Below are 15,352 nucleotides of genomic sequence, written 5' to 3'. Positions count from 1 at the left end.
TGCCGTATTCAAGCGCCGTGAGGAAGTCCTCGTCCACGTCGGTGGCCTCCTCGTCGCCCGCGGCCTTGAGCGCCGCCTGGTGCTCGAACCGGCCGCGCTGGTCGATCGGGTCGTTGAGCTCGCTGAACGCGTTGGCGTGCTCCCTGCCGAGGATGAAGAGCTCGAACCGCTCGGTGTACTCGGGGTCCTCCGGCTTGCGCTTGGAAAGCGGCGAGATATCCACCGGATGGTCGGTGATGAAGACCGGCTGGATCAGGTGCTCCTCGCAGTATTCTTCGAAGAAGAGGCTCAGAATATCCCCCTTGCCGTGGCGCTGCTCATATTCGATGTGGTGCTCCTTCGCGAGCGCGCGCGCCTGCTCGAGGGTCTCCACCTCCGCGAAGTCGACGCCGCTGTACTTTTTGACCGCGTCGCGCATCGTGAGGCGCTCGAACGGCTTGTCGAGGTCGATCTCCACGTCGCCGTACCGGATGACGCCGGTGCCGAGCACCGCGTGCGCGCAGTGGCGGATAAGCCCCTCGGTGATGTCCATCATGCCGTGGTAGTCGGTGTACGCCTCGTAGAGCTCGAGCAGGGTGAACTCGGGGTTGTGGCGGGTGTCGATGCCCTCGTTGCGGAAGACCCGCCCGATCTCGTACACCTTATCGAAGCCGCCGACGATCAGCCTTTTCAGGTGCAGCTCGAGCGCGATGCGCATGTACATGTCGATGTCGAGGGCGTTGTGGTGGGTGATGAACGGCCGCGCGGCCGCGCCGCCCGCGATCGTGTGGAGCACGGGGGTCTCGACCTCGAGGAAGCCCAGCCCGTCAAGGTAGCTGCGGATGGCGGTGATGATCTTCGAGCGCTTAACGAAGGTCTCCTTGACCTCGGGGCTCACGATGAGGTCGACATACCGCTGGCGGTAGCGCAGCTCGGTGTCCTTGAGGCCGTGCCACTTCTCGGGCAGCGGCAGCAGGGATTTGGAGAGGAGCACGATCTCCTGCGCCTTGACCGAGATCTCCCCCTTCTGGGTGCGGAAGACCTCGCCGCGGATGCCGACGATGTCGCCGATGTCCCATTTCTTGAAATCGGCGTACCGCTCGTCGCCCACCTCATCGCGGCGCACATAGCTCTGCACCCGGCCGGAGGCGTCGCGCAGGTCGAGGAAGGAGGCCTTGCCCATGATGCGGCGGCTCATCATGCGCCCCGCGATGGACACCTCCCGTCCCTCCAGCTCCTCAAAGCGGTCGACGATCTGCCGCGCGTAGGCGGTGCGGCTGTAGGTGGTAATTTCAAAGGGGTTCTTCCCCTCGGCCTTCAACGACTCCAGCTTGTCGCGCCGGATCTGCAGGACCTCGGACAGCTTCTGCTGTTCCTCCTGCTCGGTCAGCTCCGCCTCCGGGAGGCTGCGGGATTCTTCCATCGTATGCACATCCTTTACCTGTTGCGGGCCCCGCGCCCGGACTCAGCGCGGGCGGCGGCCCATCTGCCATGCGGCTATTATAACAAAAAAGCGGGCTCTTGCAAAGCCCGCTTTTACAAAATATTTACTCTGCTTACCGGCTGATCTCGAGAATCTTCAGTTTCAAAACAGCGGCGGGCGCCTGAATTTCCACCACATCGCCCACCTTGTGGCCGATGAGGCCCTTGCCGACCGGCGACTCGTCGGAGATCGCGTCGAGATCGGAATGCGACTCGACCGAGCTGGCGATGACGTACTCCATCTCCTCGTCGAAGTCGACGTCGAGGATTTTGACCCTGCACCCGACCGAAACGGCGTCGGTGGAGATCTCGTCCCGGCTGATGATCTTGACGTTCTTGAGCTGGTCCTCCAGCTTTTTGATGCGCGCCTCGACGACCGCCTGCTCGTTCTTGGCCTCGTCGTACTCGCTGTTCTCCGACAGGTCGCCGAACCCGCGCGCCACGCGGATCTTTTCGGAGATCTCCCCCCTGGTCACGCTCTTGAGTTCATTGAGTTCCTTTTTGAGCGCCTCGTAGCCCTCTTGTGTCATTAACATTTCAGTTGCCATATCCCATTCTCCTTTACAGAGCATTTGGTTCCTTCACGAAATCCCGCAGATACGAAAAAAGCACATACCCCCGGCGGCGCGGACATCGGGTCTTCCCGCTTCTCGCGCGCGTTTTGCAGCCAGACGTATAGCAATGGTTAGTATTATAGTCAAAACGTTCAAATATGTCAAGCGTCCAAACATTTTTTAAGGAATTGTTGACAGGTAATCTTTTCCTCCTCCCCGTCCACGACCTGTCCCTTCATCTTATGTCCCGGCCGCGCGGGATATGCGCGCGCCCGCCGTTTTCCCCCGCCGGGCCGCTTTCGCGGGCGTGCAAAAAGGGCGGCCGCCCTTCGGCGGCCGCCCCGGCGCTTCGATTATCTGTTGCCGCTGGAGAACGCCCCGAGCCGGGCGGGCGGCGCGGAGGAAGCCTCGCTGGACGATTCGGCCTCCTCATCCCCGGAAGCCGCGGCCTCCCCGGAGGATGAACCCTCCGAACCGCTCTCCGCCCCGGAGGACTCCGCGGGCGGCTGGCTTTCCGCCTGCGATTCGGCGGGGGCCTCGCTCTCCGCGGGCTGGGACTCGGCCGGCTGGCTCTCGGGAGGCTCGCTCGCGGCGGGCGCCTCGGACTGCGCGGGAGGCGCGGGAGGCTCGGGCACCTCGAAGGTGAGCCCCGCCAGCAGGTCGATCGCGGCGCTGAACTCCGTCAGGTCGAGCGGCTCGCGCGCCGGTTCCGGTTCGGCTTCGGGCTCCGGCTCGCTCGACGAAGCCTCATCCTCCCCGGAGGAAGCCTCGTCCGACGCCTCCTGCGGTTCCTCCGCGTCGGAGGACGCCTCCCCGGACGATTCCGCTTCGGACGATTCCACACCGGAGGAATCCGCCTCGGAGGATTCCGCGTCCTGCGGCTCCTCGGCGGAGGAGCTCGCGTACGCCGCGTCGGGCAGCGGCGCCGCGGACGACGTGCCGCCGCTCTCCTCCGGCTCCTGTCCGGTGGCCGTCATATTCATGCGGATGGTCGAGATGATCGAATCCACCGCCTTCTGGAGCTGCGGGTCGGTCAGCAGGTTCCCCGGCATCGAATCGTCGTTCATCTTGACCTCGAAGTCGGGCCGCACCCCCTCGCCGTCAAAGCTCGGGCTGGTCGGCGGGTTGTAAACCGCCGTCGTGATCTCGATCGCGCTGCCGTCGGTCAGCGGGAAGATGCGCTGCATCGTCCCCTTGCCGGCGGTCTTCTGGCCGATGAGCTTGCCCTTGTTGTAGTCGCGGATGACCGCCGCGAAGAGCTCGGACTCCCCCGACGTCTTTTCATTGATGAGCACCGCCATCGGGAGGGTGACCTCCCGCGCGTCGGAAATCTTGGTGTTTTCCACCCGTCCCGTCTTGTCGACGGTCGAGGCGAGCACCCCGGAGGGGAGCAGCTTGTCGAGCGCCTCGGCCACCGAATCGAGGGCGGAGGTGCCGGAGGAGGTGATGCCGACCCCGCGCACGTCGAACACGAGGCCCTGCGCCCCCTCGTCGATCAGCCTGTCCACCTGCTTGGTGAACTGGTCGGGGGTGTTGTCGGCGAAGTCCTTGATGACGACCAGGCCGATCTGGTTTTCGAGCATGGAGGAATAGACCGACGGGACCTCGACGAAGCGGCGGGTCATGTCGGGCAGCGTGCTGTCCTCGACGCCGCGGCGCACGACGATGTTCATCTTGGTACCCGCCGCGCCGTAGAGCATCGAAACCGCCTCGCTGTAGTTTTCGGCGGTGATGTCGGTCTCGTCGATGCGCACGATCAGGTCGCCCTGCTGCAGCCCGGCGGCCTGCGCGGGCGAATCGGGATAGACCTCGTCGACGACGATGTATCCGCTCTCGTCCATCTTGGGCACGATGCCGATCTGCACCCGCTGGTCGTTGTAGCTCTGTTTAAGGCGCGCGTAGGCGGCCGCGTCGTAATAGCGCGCGTACGCGTCCCCCGTGCCGTTCAGGTAGCCGGCGACGAGCTGGTTGACCAGCTCGCCCTCCCCGATCGCGCCGGTGTAGTTCTGCCGCACGTAGTCGTCCACCTCGGCGAGCTTGGAGTACATCGCCTCGCGCTCGCTGAGGTTATAGGCGGTCTCGTCAAAGCTGCGCCGGGCAAAAAGCCACGTCATCGTGATCGTCGCCGTGATGACGATCACCGTAAACGCGATCGCCGCGCCCAAAGAAATCTTTTTGCTCATCAGTCGTCTCCTTTCGGCCTGCGTCGTGCCGCCCGGGCGGGGCAGGCCGGCCGCTGTGTCCGCGAAGGCCGCGGCGCGGCCCCCGCCAAATCCGGCCGCCGCCCGGCGCGGCCGCGCCGGACAACGCGAAGGGCGGAGAGTCTCCGCCCTTCACCGGAAGGTTCTCCCATATTCACGTCACGGGGACCAGCCCTGCGGGTTGACCGCCTTGTTGTTGACGCGGATTTCAAAGTGGATGTGCGGGCCGGTCGACCAGCCGGTCGAGCCGACCTCGCCGATCTTCTGGCCCTGCGCCACCACGTCTCCCACCGAGACGGAAAGCGCGCTCATATGCCCATAGAGGGTCTGGATGCCGCCGCCGTGGTCGATGATGACATATTTGCCGTAGCCCCAGCCGGAGGTGACGGCGGTATTGGCGACCTTGACGGTGCCCGAGTTGGCCGCGAGCACGGGCGAGCCGTAGGCGCCACCGCCCGAGATGTCGATGCCCGTGTGGAAGTCGCTGCCGCCGAAGCGGGAGCCGTAGGGGCAGGTCACCTGGAAGAGGGAGGCGGAGGGCCACGCCATGCCGCCGCCGATATATTTCGTATTGAGGGAGGTCTTGTTGATCTCCGCGATGATCGCAGAAATTTCCGCCTGGACCTGCTGCATCTGCTTGGTGAGCTCGGCCTTGTTGGCCAGGAACTCCTGCTCCTGGGCGGCGATGTCCTGGATCCGCGAAACGGCGGTCGCCTGCTGGGCCTTGAGCTCTTCCTGTTTGGAGACCGTCTCGCGCTTGTCCTCCTCGACGGAGGTCTTATCGCCCTCGATCTCCTTCTTGATCGCCTCGAGCTCCGCCTTCTGCTCCTTGAGCTCGTTGATTAGGTCGGTGTCATGCTGCGCCACGGCGGTCACGACCTCGGTGCGCAGCAGCATGTCGGAAAAGTCGTCCACCCCGAGCATGAGGCCGAGGGTGCTTGTCCCCTGCAGCGAGCACATCGCGCGCAGCCGCTGCTGGTAGAGGGAGAAGTTTTCGTCGATCTCCTTCTGCTTCGCGGACATTTCGCGGGTCTTCTCCGCGATCCGCTGCTCGAGCACCGTGATCCGCTCGTCGAGCGTGTCGATCTGCTCGATCGTCGTGTTGATCTGCCCGTCGATCTCCTGCTTGATGACGACCTGCTTCTGCTTTTCGGAAGCGGCCGCGTTGATCTTCTGCTGCACGGCGTTGTTCTGCTCCTGCAGCTTCTTGTATTTGCTGTTGAGACGGTCGAGCATGTCCTGGAGGTCAGACTCGTCCTCGTCGTAATCGTCCTCGTATTCCTCGTCGTCGGCCGCGTGCGCCAGAATCGATACGGTCGGCGCCACGACCATGACCGCCATGAGCAGCGCCATCATCCACGCGAAGACGCGTTTGCCCTTTTCGCCCACTTCCAGGCCCCCTTTCCGCCATCCGCCCCAGCGGAGGTCATACTTTCAGGTATCTGTTCACAAAGAACATGCTGCCGAACACGCCGATCCCGATGCCTCCGCCCGCGAACCAGGCCAGCAGCTCGAGCGCGACCTCCTCGAAGGGGATCGTGTTCTGATAGGCCGACTGGATGAAGGAGGAGGGATTGAGAGACACCGCGTCGAGCACATAGTTGTAGCCGACCCACAGCAGTCCGAAGGCGAGCAGCGCGGAGAGCAGCCCGAGCAGGAACCCCTCGACGAAGAAGGGCAGCCGGATGAAGGCGTCGGTCGCGCCGACGTACTTCATGATATTGATCTCCTTGCGCCGGTTGAAGACGGTGACCTTGATCGTGTTGGCGATGATGACCAGCGACACGACGATGAGGATGGCGACGATAAACATGCCGCTGACCGACACCGCGCGCTTGATGCTGGAAAACGCCTCAGCGACCGCGTCGGGGGCGCGCACCGCGGAAACCCCCGAGATCGATTCAAGCCGCATGACCGTGCCGGTGAGGACCGACAGGTCCTTCACGCGCACGCTGTAGTAGTTGAAGAGGGGGTTCTGGTCCCCCTCCAGGCCGGTGAGCAGGTCCTCCAGCTCGGGGGACTTGGCCTTCTGCTCCTCCAGCAGCTCGTCCTTCGAGACGAACCGCTGGTCATAGATGTTGTCCACGAGCCCGAGCTCCAGCCCGACGTCCGCGATCCGTTCCTCGTCGAGGCCGTCCTCCAGCTGGACCACGACCTCGTTCTGGGTCTCCGCGAAGCCGACGATCTTGTTGACGTTCATCGAAAAAAGCATCGAGGCGCCGATCAGGAGCATGCACGCCACCAGCGTGCCGATCGACGCGAACGACATCAGCCGGTTCGCGTAGATGCTCTTGGCGCCCTCTTTGATGAGGTACCCGAAACTGCTGCCCTTCATTCGTCGTAGTACCCCCTGTTCCGGTCGTCCGAGATGATCGTGCCCTCGTCGATCGTAATCACCCGGTGGTCGAACTCGCTGACCAGGGTGTGCTCATGGGTGACCATGACGATGGTGGTGCCGCATTTGTTGATCTCGCTGAGCAGGTCGACGATCTCGAACGAGAGGTCGGGGTCGATGTTGCCGGTGGGCTCGTCCGCGATGATGAGCGGCGGGTTGTTGACCAGCGCGCGCGCGAGCGCGACGCGCTGCTGTTCGCCGCCCGACAGGTGCTCGGGCAGGCTCTTGGCCTTGCCGGAAAGGCCGACCAGGCCGAGTATGTACGGGACGCGGCTGCGGATGTCCTTGGCGGACACGTTGGTGACCCGCAGCGCGAACGCGACGTTGTCATAGACGTTCATGGTCGGGATGAGCCGGAAATCCTGGAACACCACCCCGAGCGTGCGGCGGTAGTAGGGAACCTTGCGCCGCTTGAGGCGAACGAGGTTCTGACCGTTGACGTAGATTTCTCCCGACGTCGGCTTCTCCTCCCGCATCAGCAGCTTGATAAAGGTGCTCTTCCCAGCTCCCGACGGGCCGACGACGAATACGAATTCCCCTCTGTCAATACTCACATTGAAATTGCTGAGCGCGCGCGTCCCCGTCGCCTTGTAGACCTTGGAGACATTGACGAATTCGATCACTGGTACACCGCCTTTGAAAAGGCCTGTCTTTCGGCAGGCCAGGTTTCACAATTAATATTTCACCGGATTCGCCGTCAGGTACTTCTTGACCATCAGCGCCACCTTGAAGATGATCGCGTGGTCGAATTCCCGCAGGTCGAGCCCCGTGAGCTTTTTGATCTTCTCGAGCCGGTAGACGAGGGTGTTGCGGTGGACGAAGAGCTTGCGGCTCGTCTCCGACACGTTGAGGTTGTTCTCAAAGAATTTCTGGATAGTAAAGAGGGTCTCGTGGTCGAGGCTCTCGATCGAGCCCTTTTTGAAGACCTCCCGCAGGAACATGTCGCAGAGGGTGGTCGGCAGCTGGTAGATCAGCCGCGCGATGCCGAGGTTGTCGTAGCTGACGATCGCCTTTTCGGTGTCGAACACCTTGCCGACCTCCAGCGCCACCTGCGCCTCCTTGAAGCTGCGGGCCAGATCCTTCACGCCGACGATCGAGGTGCCGATGCCCACGACCACCTTGGTGTAGAACTCGCTGCCCAGCGTGTCCACGATCGAACGCGCGAGCTTTTCGAGGTCTTTCGACTCGATGCCGGGCTTGGTCTCCTTGACGAGCACGATGTCGCTTTCGGAGATGTTGAAGACGAAGTCCTTCTGCTTATCCGGGAAGAGGTTCTGGATGACGTCAAAGGCGGAGATGTCGTTGGAGGCGACGATGCGGATGAGCAGGACGACGCGGGTGGAGTCGGTGTTGAAGTGCAGCTCCCGCGCCTTGACGTAGATATCCCCCGGCAGGATGTTGTCGAGGATGACGTTTTTGATGAAGTTGTTGCGGTCGTATTTCTCGTCGTAATACTGCTTGATTGACGAGAGGGAGATCGCCAGAAGGTTGCAGTATTTTGCGGCGGGATCGTCCACTCCTTCGACAAAAACCGCAAATTCGGGTTTCATCTTGTTGCCAAACGGCTTATACGTATAGCCGTCGCGCACGAACACCTCGTTCGTGTCGCCGACGTCGAGCGTAAAGAAATCGCTCGTTTCGCCAATTTTGGTGAGGTCGCTGCACGAGATGATCGTCGCGCTGTCATCCACGACGCCGATCACTCTGTCGATGCAGTCTCTCATCTGGTGGACGATTCCCTGGAAAAGCCTGTTTGACATTCAAATCCCCTCTTTACTCGTAATCGGTTGTGCTTTGCCAAACACATGGTTCTTTCTGTGGCCGGGACGTGATTTCTGTCCGCCGTGGATGGACGAAAAAAACGCCGCGTTTTTAATCTTACAAGCCATTACGAATATTTTACAACAAATTTGTGTATATTGCAACACAAATTCTTATTTTCGTTGTGGAAAAATCATTATTTTTTCCACAACGGCTTTTCTGGGGATCGGAACCAAGCTTTTCGACCATCATACTACATTTTTGTAGGCAATGTGTGTCCAAACTTTGTCGCTTTTTTGAACAGCCTGTCCCTTCCCCGGCGGCTCCCACCGCCAAATTCCCCGGCGCACCGGGCTTTACAGCCCCTCCGCCAAAATCCGTTCTACCTCTATTTTACTGAGTTTCCTGCATTTTCCGGGCCCCAGGGCCGGGTCGAGGGGAAGCCCCCCGATCGCGTCACGGCGCAGCGCCGTGACCGTGATTCCATACGCCCCGAACATCCGTTTAACCTGGTGGTACATCCCCTGCCGCAGGACCACCCGCGCCGTGCGGGGGTCGTCCGGGTCGGGCGCGAGGAGCGCGGGCATGCACGTCCGCCCGTCGAGGACGACTCCCGCCGCGAACGCCTCTGCGAGCTCCGGCCCCGCCGGCCTGTCCAGCCGCGCGGTATACGTTTTGGGCACGTGGCTTTTCGGCGCGAGGATGCGGTGGGCGAACTCCCCGTCGTCGGTGATGAGCACGAACCCCTCGGTGTCCTTGTCCAGCCTGCCCGCCGGGAAAAGCCCGCTGCGCCGCAGCTCCTCCGGCACCAGGTCGAGCACCGTCGGCAGTTTGTCGTCGTGGGTGGCGCACACCACCCCGCGGGGCTTGTTGAGCATCAGGTAGGCGTGGCGGCCCATTTCCAGCGGCTTGCCCGCCACGGCGATCTCGTCCGCATCCGGGTCGACCCGCCGCTCGCAGGCGCGCTCGGGCAGGCCGTTTACCGTCACCTGCCCGCGGGAGGCAAGCCGATGCACCTCCCGGCGGGACAGCGCCGTCCGGGAGGCCACCACCTTATCCAGTCGCTCGGTTTCCGCCATGCCTTCGCCCCCTTCTCCCGCGCGGCGCAGGCCGCGCGGGGATTCCGGGGACTATTGTACCATATCCGCGCCGCCCGTTCAATCGGTGCGCTGCGCGAACCCGTGCATGAAGCCGTCCAGTTCGACCGAACAGACGTCGCCGCCGATCACCTTGTTCTTATACACGAGGATGTTGGCGCGCACGCCCTCCGCCTGGCCGGGATAGTTTTCGATCACATAGGTGTACCGTTTGCACCGCTTGCCCGCATACTTGCTCAGGTCGCAGCCCTGCTGCTTTTGGATCTCATTGTATTTTTCAAATACATCGTCGAATTCCTGCGGGATTTTGACCTCCACGATCTCGTCCTCTTCCTCCTCGGTCTCCCAGCCGAATGATTCAAGGAAGGAAATCCGCTGTTCATTCGTCTTGGCCGCGGCCTTTTCCACCTTTGCTTCCGCCGGGGCCTGCGCCGGATCGCCCCGCAGCTCCGACAGCGCCGCCTGCGCCCAGACGCCGCCCGCCAGCGCCAGCACGAACACCGCCGCTGCCGCCGCCACCTGTCTTTTCGTCACCCGGAATGAGACTGTAAACATACTGCTAACCTCCCGCGCCGTATTCGGTTCCGTTTTATATGTATACGCGCGCGAGGGACTTGTTATGCCGTCCCGGCCCCGGGCCCCGCGCGGCGGGAGCGGGCAGGCACGGCCTGTTTCGCCATGCTTTGCAACGCAAAAGCAGAAAATTGGCCATGCGGCCCGTCCCCGGGCCGCATGGCCTTATAAAAGCGCCCTTCCCGGCCCGTCACGCGGACGGCCCCTGCATGCGCTTGTAATCCGTGATGTCCAGGCAGGAGATCAGGTAGGCGCCGCGGCCGCCCCAATTCATGGGCGCCACGTGCACCCTCGTCCAGAGGTCGTACCGCGGGTTATAGATCTCCTTTTCCCCGCCGGACAGCGGGCAGTTCCTGCAAGGCGCGCTCCGCCCGAAAAAGGCCCTGTAGCAGGCCGTTCCGACCCGGGCGGAGGGGTCCAGCTCCCGGGTCCTGTGGTTGAGGTAGAGCAGCTCATAGGTGTCCTGCCCGATCGCGTAGATATAGGCGTCCTGCGCGTCCAGGATCGAGTTGAGCTGGACCGCCATCTGCCGGTCGCGCTCCGTCGCGCGCTGTTTGAGCAGGAAGGTGGTCAGCATCTGCGCGATCAGCGACAGCATGCCGACCTCCTCCTTCGTCCACATGCGCAGACCGGTGCACTCGTCGAAGCCGACAAACCCGTGGAAGTCCTCCCCGTTCCGGATCGCGCACTGGAGGGTGGAGCGGATCCCCTGCTCTTCAAACAGCGCCGTCTGCGCCGGGGTCAGCGCGCGGATATCGCGGCAGTAGAAGACGGAATTGTCCCGGAACAGCTCCTTATAGCCGTTCAGCCCCTCGTAGGGGACATGCTGCAGCCTCTCCCGCTGCGGGGCGATTCCCGCGTTGCACCACTCATAGGTGTTGTCCGTGTATTTCCCGTCCGCGCTGTTCTCAAAGATATAGGCCCTGCTTACGTCGAACCGCTTTCCCACGATCTCCAGGATCAGCTGGATGGCGTGGTCCACGTCGCCGGCGTCGTATAGGATTTGAAAGACGTAGTTGACCAGATCGCCGGGCACCCCCGACGACCGCCGGTCGGAATCGATGGCGGAGCCCAGCGAGGAATACCCCGTCTGGTCCACCGGCGCCGTCTCCCCCGCGTCGAAGAGCACATACTGGTTTTTCCCCTTGCTCTTGGCCTGGTAGAGCGCCTGGTCGGCGCTGTGGTAGAGGGCGGAAAAACTTCTGCCATCGTCCGGGTAGAGCGCCACGCCGATGCTGCAGGTGACTTCGAAGCTCTGCTTCTCCTCCTGGAAGAGGCTCTGGAACATGTCGAGCAGCCCGGCCGCCTTGCGGGCCGCCATCTCCCTGGAGGGGATGTCCTTCAGGAAGATGGTGAACTCGTCCCCGCCGATCCGCCCGACCACATCCGTCGCGCGCGTCAGCCGTTTCATGCCGGAGGCCATCTCGGACAGCACCGCGTCCCCAAAGAGGTGGCCCTGCGTATCGTTAACCAGCTTGAAGTTGTCTGTGTCGATCATGTACAGGGCGCAGGACTCCTGCGGCTCCTCCTCTAGGTGCCGGCGGATCTGCAGCTCGGTCTCCTCCCGGTTGTAGAGGCCGGTCAGGGCGTCCCGCTCCGCGCGCCGCCGCAGGTCGTCGATCAGCCGCTTCTCCTCGTCGATGTCCGTTATGACGCCCACCGCTTTCAGGGGGCTGCCGTTCCTGTCGTACTGGTCGGTGGCCCGGATGCGGCACCAGACATCCTTCCCCCTGTTGTTCCGGATGCGGATTTCGGCGGTCGAATAGGCGTTCCCGTCCTTCGCGCTCTTCATGAGCGCCGTCAGCGCGTGGACGTCGTCCGGATGGATGTGGCGGAAGACCGACTCCGGTCTCCCCAACCCTTCATAACGCGGCGCATATCCAAATTTCCTGTCCCAGTTTTTCGAGAAGATCATGGCGTCCCCGGGGATGTCCCACTCGAAGATGATCTCGTCCGTCTGGTCCATGATGATCCGGTGCCGCTCCAGGGACAGCCGCAGCTCCTCCCGGGCGTCCCGGGGCTCGGTGTCGTCGAGCATGACGCACAAAAACCAGCTCTCGCCGCCTTCCCCGCGGTTGAGCTGCGCGTTTTCCACCACCCACTTGTAGCTCCCGTCCCGGCAGAGCGCCCTGTAGCTGAGCGTGAGCTTCTCCCCCCGGCTCAACTGCCGGGCGGCCTCCCGCCGGACCTCCGGGCGGTCGGACGGATGGATCATCTCGATGTAGCGGCCGCCGAACCGTTCCGCCAGCTCCTCCCGGGAAAAGCCGAACAGCTCCAGAAACCCCTGGTTGACCTCCAATATGGTGTATTCGTCGTCGTTCAGGCACCGCTGCACCCCTCCGGGGATGCTGTCCAGCAGCGCCTGGCCTTCGCGGCCGGACAACGTCTGCCATCTGTCCATCATCAGCGCTCCCTTCTCATGGTCCGGCGGACTCCGCCGTCTCGGCCCCGCGGCCCTGTTCCTCCTGTTTTTGCCCGGACTGCCAAATGCAGTCGGAAAGCACCCTGCACAGCTGCCCGATGTCCAGCGGCTTGCTGACATGGGCGTTCATGCCGGAGGCCAGGGCGGCGGAAATATCGTCGCTGAAGGCGTTGGCGGTCGTGGCGACGATCGGAATCGTCGCCGCCGCCGGATGCCCGGAGGTGCGGATCCGCCGCGCGGCCTCGTACCCGTCCATCACCGGCATCTGCACATCCATCAGAATCGCGTCAAAGCCGCCTGGCCCGGACGCGAGGAACCGCTCAAGCGCCTGCCTGCCGTCGTCGGCGCAGGTGACCTCCGCTCCGTTCATCCGCAAAAGCTCCGCCGCGATCTCCTGATTGAGCGCGTTGTCCTCCGCCACCAGCAGGCGCTTCCCGGCCAGCGGACGGCGGGCGTCCCCCGCGCCGGCGGAAGGCGCCGTCCCCTGCCGGTACTCCAGCGCCTCCTGAATCGCCGCGTATACGGAGGAGCGGTAAAGCGGCTTTGCCAAAAAGCCGCTTACGCCCGCCTCGCGGGCCTCCTGCTCCACCTCCGAGCCGTCGTAGGCGGAGATCAGCACGATGGGGATCTCCTCGCCCACCTCGCCGCGGATCCGGCGGGCCGCCTCGATCCCGTCCATCCCCGGCATCTTCCAGTCGATCAGGCAGATGTCAAACTGCCCGCCGCTGCCGCGCAGCTCCCGGATCCGCCCGACGGCCTCGGCGCCGGACTGCCGCCACTCGGTACGGATTTTGATCTTTTCCAGCAGGCAGGCGGTCTGCTCGCACACCTGGCGCTCGTCGTCCACGACCAGCGCGCGCAGCCCCTGGTTTTCAAAATCGGGCTCCGAGACATTTTCGGTCCCCCGCAGGAAGGGCAGCTCGACCGTGCAGGTCGTGCCCGCGCCCGGCTCGCTTGTGACCCGGATGCTCCCGTTCATCAGCGTCACCAGATTTTTGGTGATCGACATCCCCAGCCCCGTGCCGCCAAAGCGGCCGGCGATCGAGGCGTCCGCCTGTTCAAACGGCTGGAAAATCCGTCCGATCGCCTCCTCCGTCATGCCGATTCCCGTGTCGGACATCTCGAACCGGAGCAGGTCCACCGCGCTTTTCGACGCGACGCGGACGACCCGCAGGCGGATCTTCCCGCCGGGCGGCGTGAACTTCACGGCGTTCGAGCTGAGGTTCAACAGGATCTGGTTCAGCCGCAGGGAATCCCCGACAAAGACCGTGTGGTCCCCAAAGCCCTCCATGTTCTCCTGGAAATCGATCTGTTTCTCCTTGGATTGTGCGTAGACGGTGGACACAAAGCCGTTGATCACCTGGAAGATGTCGAAGGGCTCGTTTTGTAAGAGCATCTTGTCGCTTTCGATTTTGGACATGTCCAGCACGTCGTTGATCAGCATGAGCAGGTGCCTGGAGGAAAAGCTGATCTTCCCCAGGCAGTCCTCCACCCGCGCGGGGTCCCGGACGGACGCCGAAGCGATGGTGGTCATCCCGATGATCGCGTTGAGCGGCGTGCGGATCTCGTGGCTCATCCTGGACAGGAAGTCGCTCTTGGCGCTGTTCGCCCGTTCCGCTTTGCGCATCGCGTCCTGCAGCGCCCGACGCGACAGCACCTCCTCCGTGCGGTCGGAAAACACGGTGATGAGCTGGGGAGTGCGCATATCCTCCGTCCGGTAGACGCGGATGAGCAGCCAGCGCTTCTCCCCGCCGGGCTTTTGATACTCCACCAACTTTTCAAAGGGGGAGATGAAATTCGGGTCCCGGGCAACCCGGCCGAACTCCTCGGCGTCCTCCGGCCTCAGCCCTTGGTAGGACGGTCCCCCGCCTTTCACGGAGGCGCCCAGCACCCGCTCCATGTTGAGCGCGCAATAGCTGATGGCGCCCGTCCCGGCGTCCCGGATCAGGAAGGTGTCGTCGATGCTCAGCGACAGGTCGTCAAAGAGCCTGCTGCGGTAAAAGAGCTCCCGCCTCTGCCGCCGGAGAACATACTGGGATATCAGCAGAACCCCGACCATGAGGGTCATCAGAACCGCCGACCCGGCCAGCGTGGCCCTCCGGAGGGAATCCGCCGTCCGTCCGTAGCCCACCTTTTTCGCCTGCGCGACCGCAATGATCTTTTCGGTGTCTTCCAACGCGCGGCTGTAAAGCGGCTGCAGGCGTCCCTGCTCGTATATCTCGATCTCCTCCGGCAAGGTTTCCGGGCGGGCGACATAGTCCAGAAAGGCCGTCTGCTCCTCCCGCAAAAGCTCCATCGTTTCCCTGAGCTTTTCCACATCCCCAGGCTCCCCCAGATACAGTTCCTCAATCCTGGAAAGCGGCTCCTCCGCCGAGGCATGGAGGTCGTCGAGCGCGCCGCTGACGATCTCCACATCCTCCCCGGAGGAGTGGCGCAGCAGGCGTTCCGTCCGGATCCGCATGTCGGACAGGCAGACCTTCACGTCCCCGGCGGAGATCACCACCTCGAACGGATGGTTTGAAATAATGTCCGTCTGCTCCGCCAGCCGGACGGAGCTGCTGATGGTCATCACCAGATAGGCCAGCATCAGCAGGATCAGCCCGGCGGTGCTTCCCATCGTCAGGTACCGTTCCCGGGCAAGCGGATCCGCCTGCGTCCTTCCAGACTGTTCCCGTTTCATAGTTCTTCCCCATTTCCCGGTCCTGCCCCGGCCTGTCCTCCGGCGGAAAAATCCCCCGCTTTTGGCTCCGGCCCGCGGTCCGCACACCATCCATTTTTCCCGTCAAAGCGGGACGCCGCACGGAAAAATCTTTGTTCACATACCAATTTATTTATTATAGCAAAAGCGCTCGAAAATAGCAATGGTTTGCGGGTTCCCCTCGGAAAAT

The 15,352-nt window shown here is 63.0% G+C and carries 11 protein-coding genes; all 11 read right to left on the bottom strand.

From position 1 onward, the window contains the following. Nucleotides 1-1,402: lysine--tRNA ligase (lysS, locus tag RDM88_RS03760; protein WP_308753384.1), on the bottom strand; the 1,402-nt coding region annotated here is incomplete at its 3' end. Nucleotides 1,403-1,535: 133 nt separating this feature from the next. Next, a complete protein-coding gene (gene greA / locus RDM88_RS03755; RefSeq protein WP_308753382.1) occupies nt 1,536-2,009 on the bottom strand; it encodes a transcription elongation factor GreA in 474 nt (157 codons plus the stop codon). 359 nt (nt 2,010-2,368) lie between these two features. Beyond that, entirely contained in the window at nt 2,369-4,198 is a 1,830-nt protein-coding gene (locus RDM88_RS03750) for a S41 family peptidase (RefSeq protein ID WP_308753380.1), read from the bottom strand. A gap of 177 nt (nt 4,199-4,375) precedes the next feature. After that, on the bottom strand, nt 4,376-5,605 hold the full coding sequence (locus RDM88_RS03745) for a peptidoglycan DD-metalloendopeptidase family protein (RefSeq protein WP_308753378.1): 1,230 nt from the start codon (nt 5,603-5,605) through the stop codon (nt 4,376-4,378). Between the two features lie 37 nt (nt 5,606-5,642). Next, nucleotides 5,643-6,551, bottom strand: a complete 909-nt coding sequence (gene ftsX, locus RDM88_RS03740; RefSeq protein WP_308753377.1) for a permease-like cell division protein FtsX — start codon at nt 6,549-6,551, stop codon at nt 5,643-5,645. Further along, nucleotides 6,548-7,234 carry a cell division ATP-binding protein FtsE gene (gene ftsE, locus RDM88_RS03735; protein WP_308753375.1) on the bottom strand — a complete coding sequence of 229 codons (687 nt, stop codon included), beginning with the start codon at nt 7,232-7,234 and terminating at the stop codon, nt 6,548-6,550. The genes ftsX and ftsE overlap by 4 nt, the downstream gene beginning before the upstream one ends. Before the next feature lie 51 nt (nt 7,235-7,285). Beyond that, nucleotides 7,286-8,371, bottom strand: coding sequence for a CdaR family transcriptional regulator (locus tag RDM88_RS03730; protein ID WP_101549209.1), 1,086 nt, complete (start codon nt 8,369-8,371; stop codon nt 7,286-7,288). A gap of 357 nt (nt 8,372-8,728) precedes the next feature. Further along, nucleotides 8,729-9,451: a pseudouridine synthase gene (locus RDM88_RS03725; protein ID WP_308753372.1), complete on the bottom strand. Its 723-nt coding sequence runs from the start codon at nt 9,449-9,451 to the stop codon at nt 8,729-8,731. A gap of 78 nt (nt 9,452-9,529) precedes the next feature. Beyond that, nucleotides 9,530-10,024 carry a DUF4830 domain-containing protein gene (locus RDM88_RS03720; RefSeq protein WP_308753370.1) on the bottom strand — a complete coding sequence of 165 codons (495 nt, stop codon included), beginning with the start codon at nt 10,022-10,024 and terminating at the stop codon, nt 9,530-9,532. A gap of 208 nt (nt 10,025-10,232) precedes the next feature. Further along, nucleotides 10,233-12,446 carry a diguanylate cyclase domain-containing protein gene (locus RDM88_RS03715; RefSeq protein WP_308753368.1) on the bottom strand — a complete coding sequence of 738 codons (2,214 nt, stop codon included), beginning with the start codon at nt 12,444-12,446 and terminating at the stop codon, nt 10,233-10,235. A gap of 13 nt (nt 12,447-12,459) precedes the next feature. Continuing rightward, the gene (locus RDM88_RS03710) at nt 12,460-15,144 is read right to left on the bottom strand and encodes a response regulator (RefSeq protein ID WP_308753366.1); all 2,685 of its coding nucleotides are present in this window, start codon (nt 15,142-15,144) and stop codon (nt 12,460-12,462) included. Nucleotides 15,145-15,352 lie beyond the last annotated feature (208 nt).

This window comes from uncultured Anaerotruncus sp., assembly GCF_902490045.1.
Taxonomy (GTDB): Bacteria; Bacillota; Clostridia; order Oscillospirales; family Ruminococcaceae; genus Anaerotruncus.
Note: the sequence above shows the minus strand (reverse complement) of the source record. Positions and strands in the feature narration are given on the sequence as shown.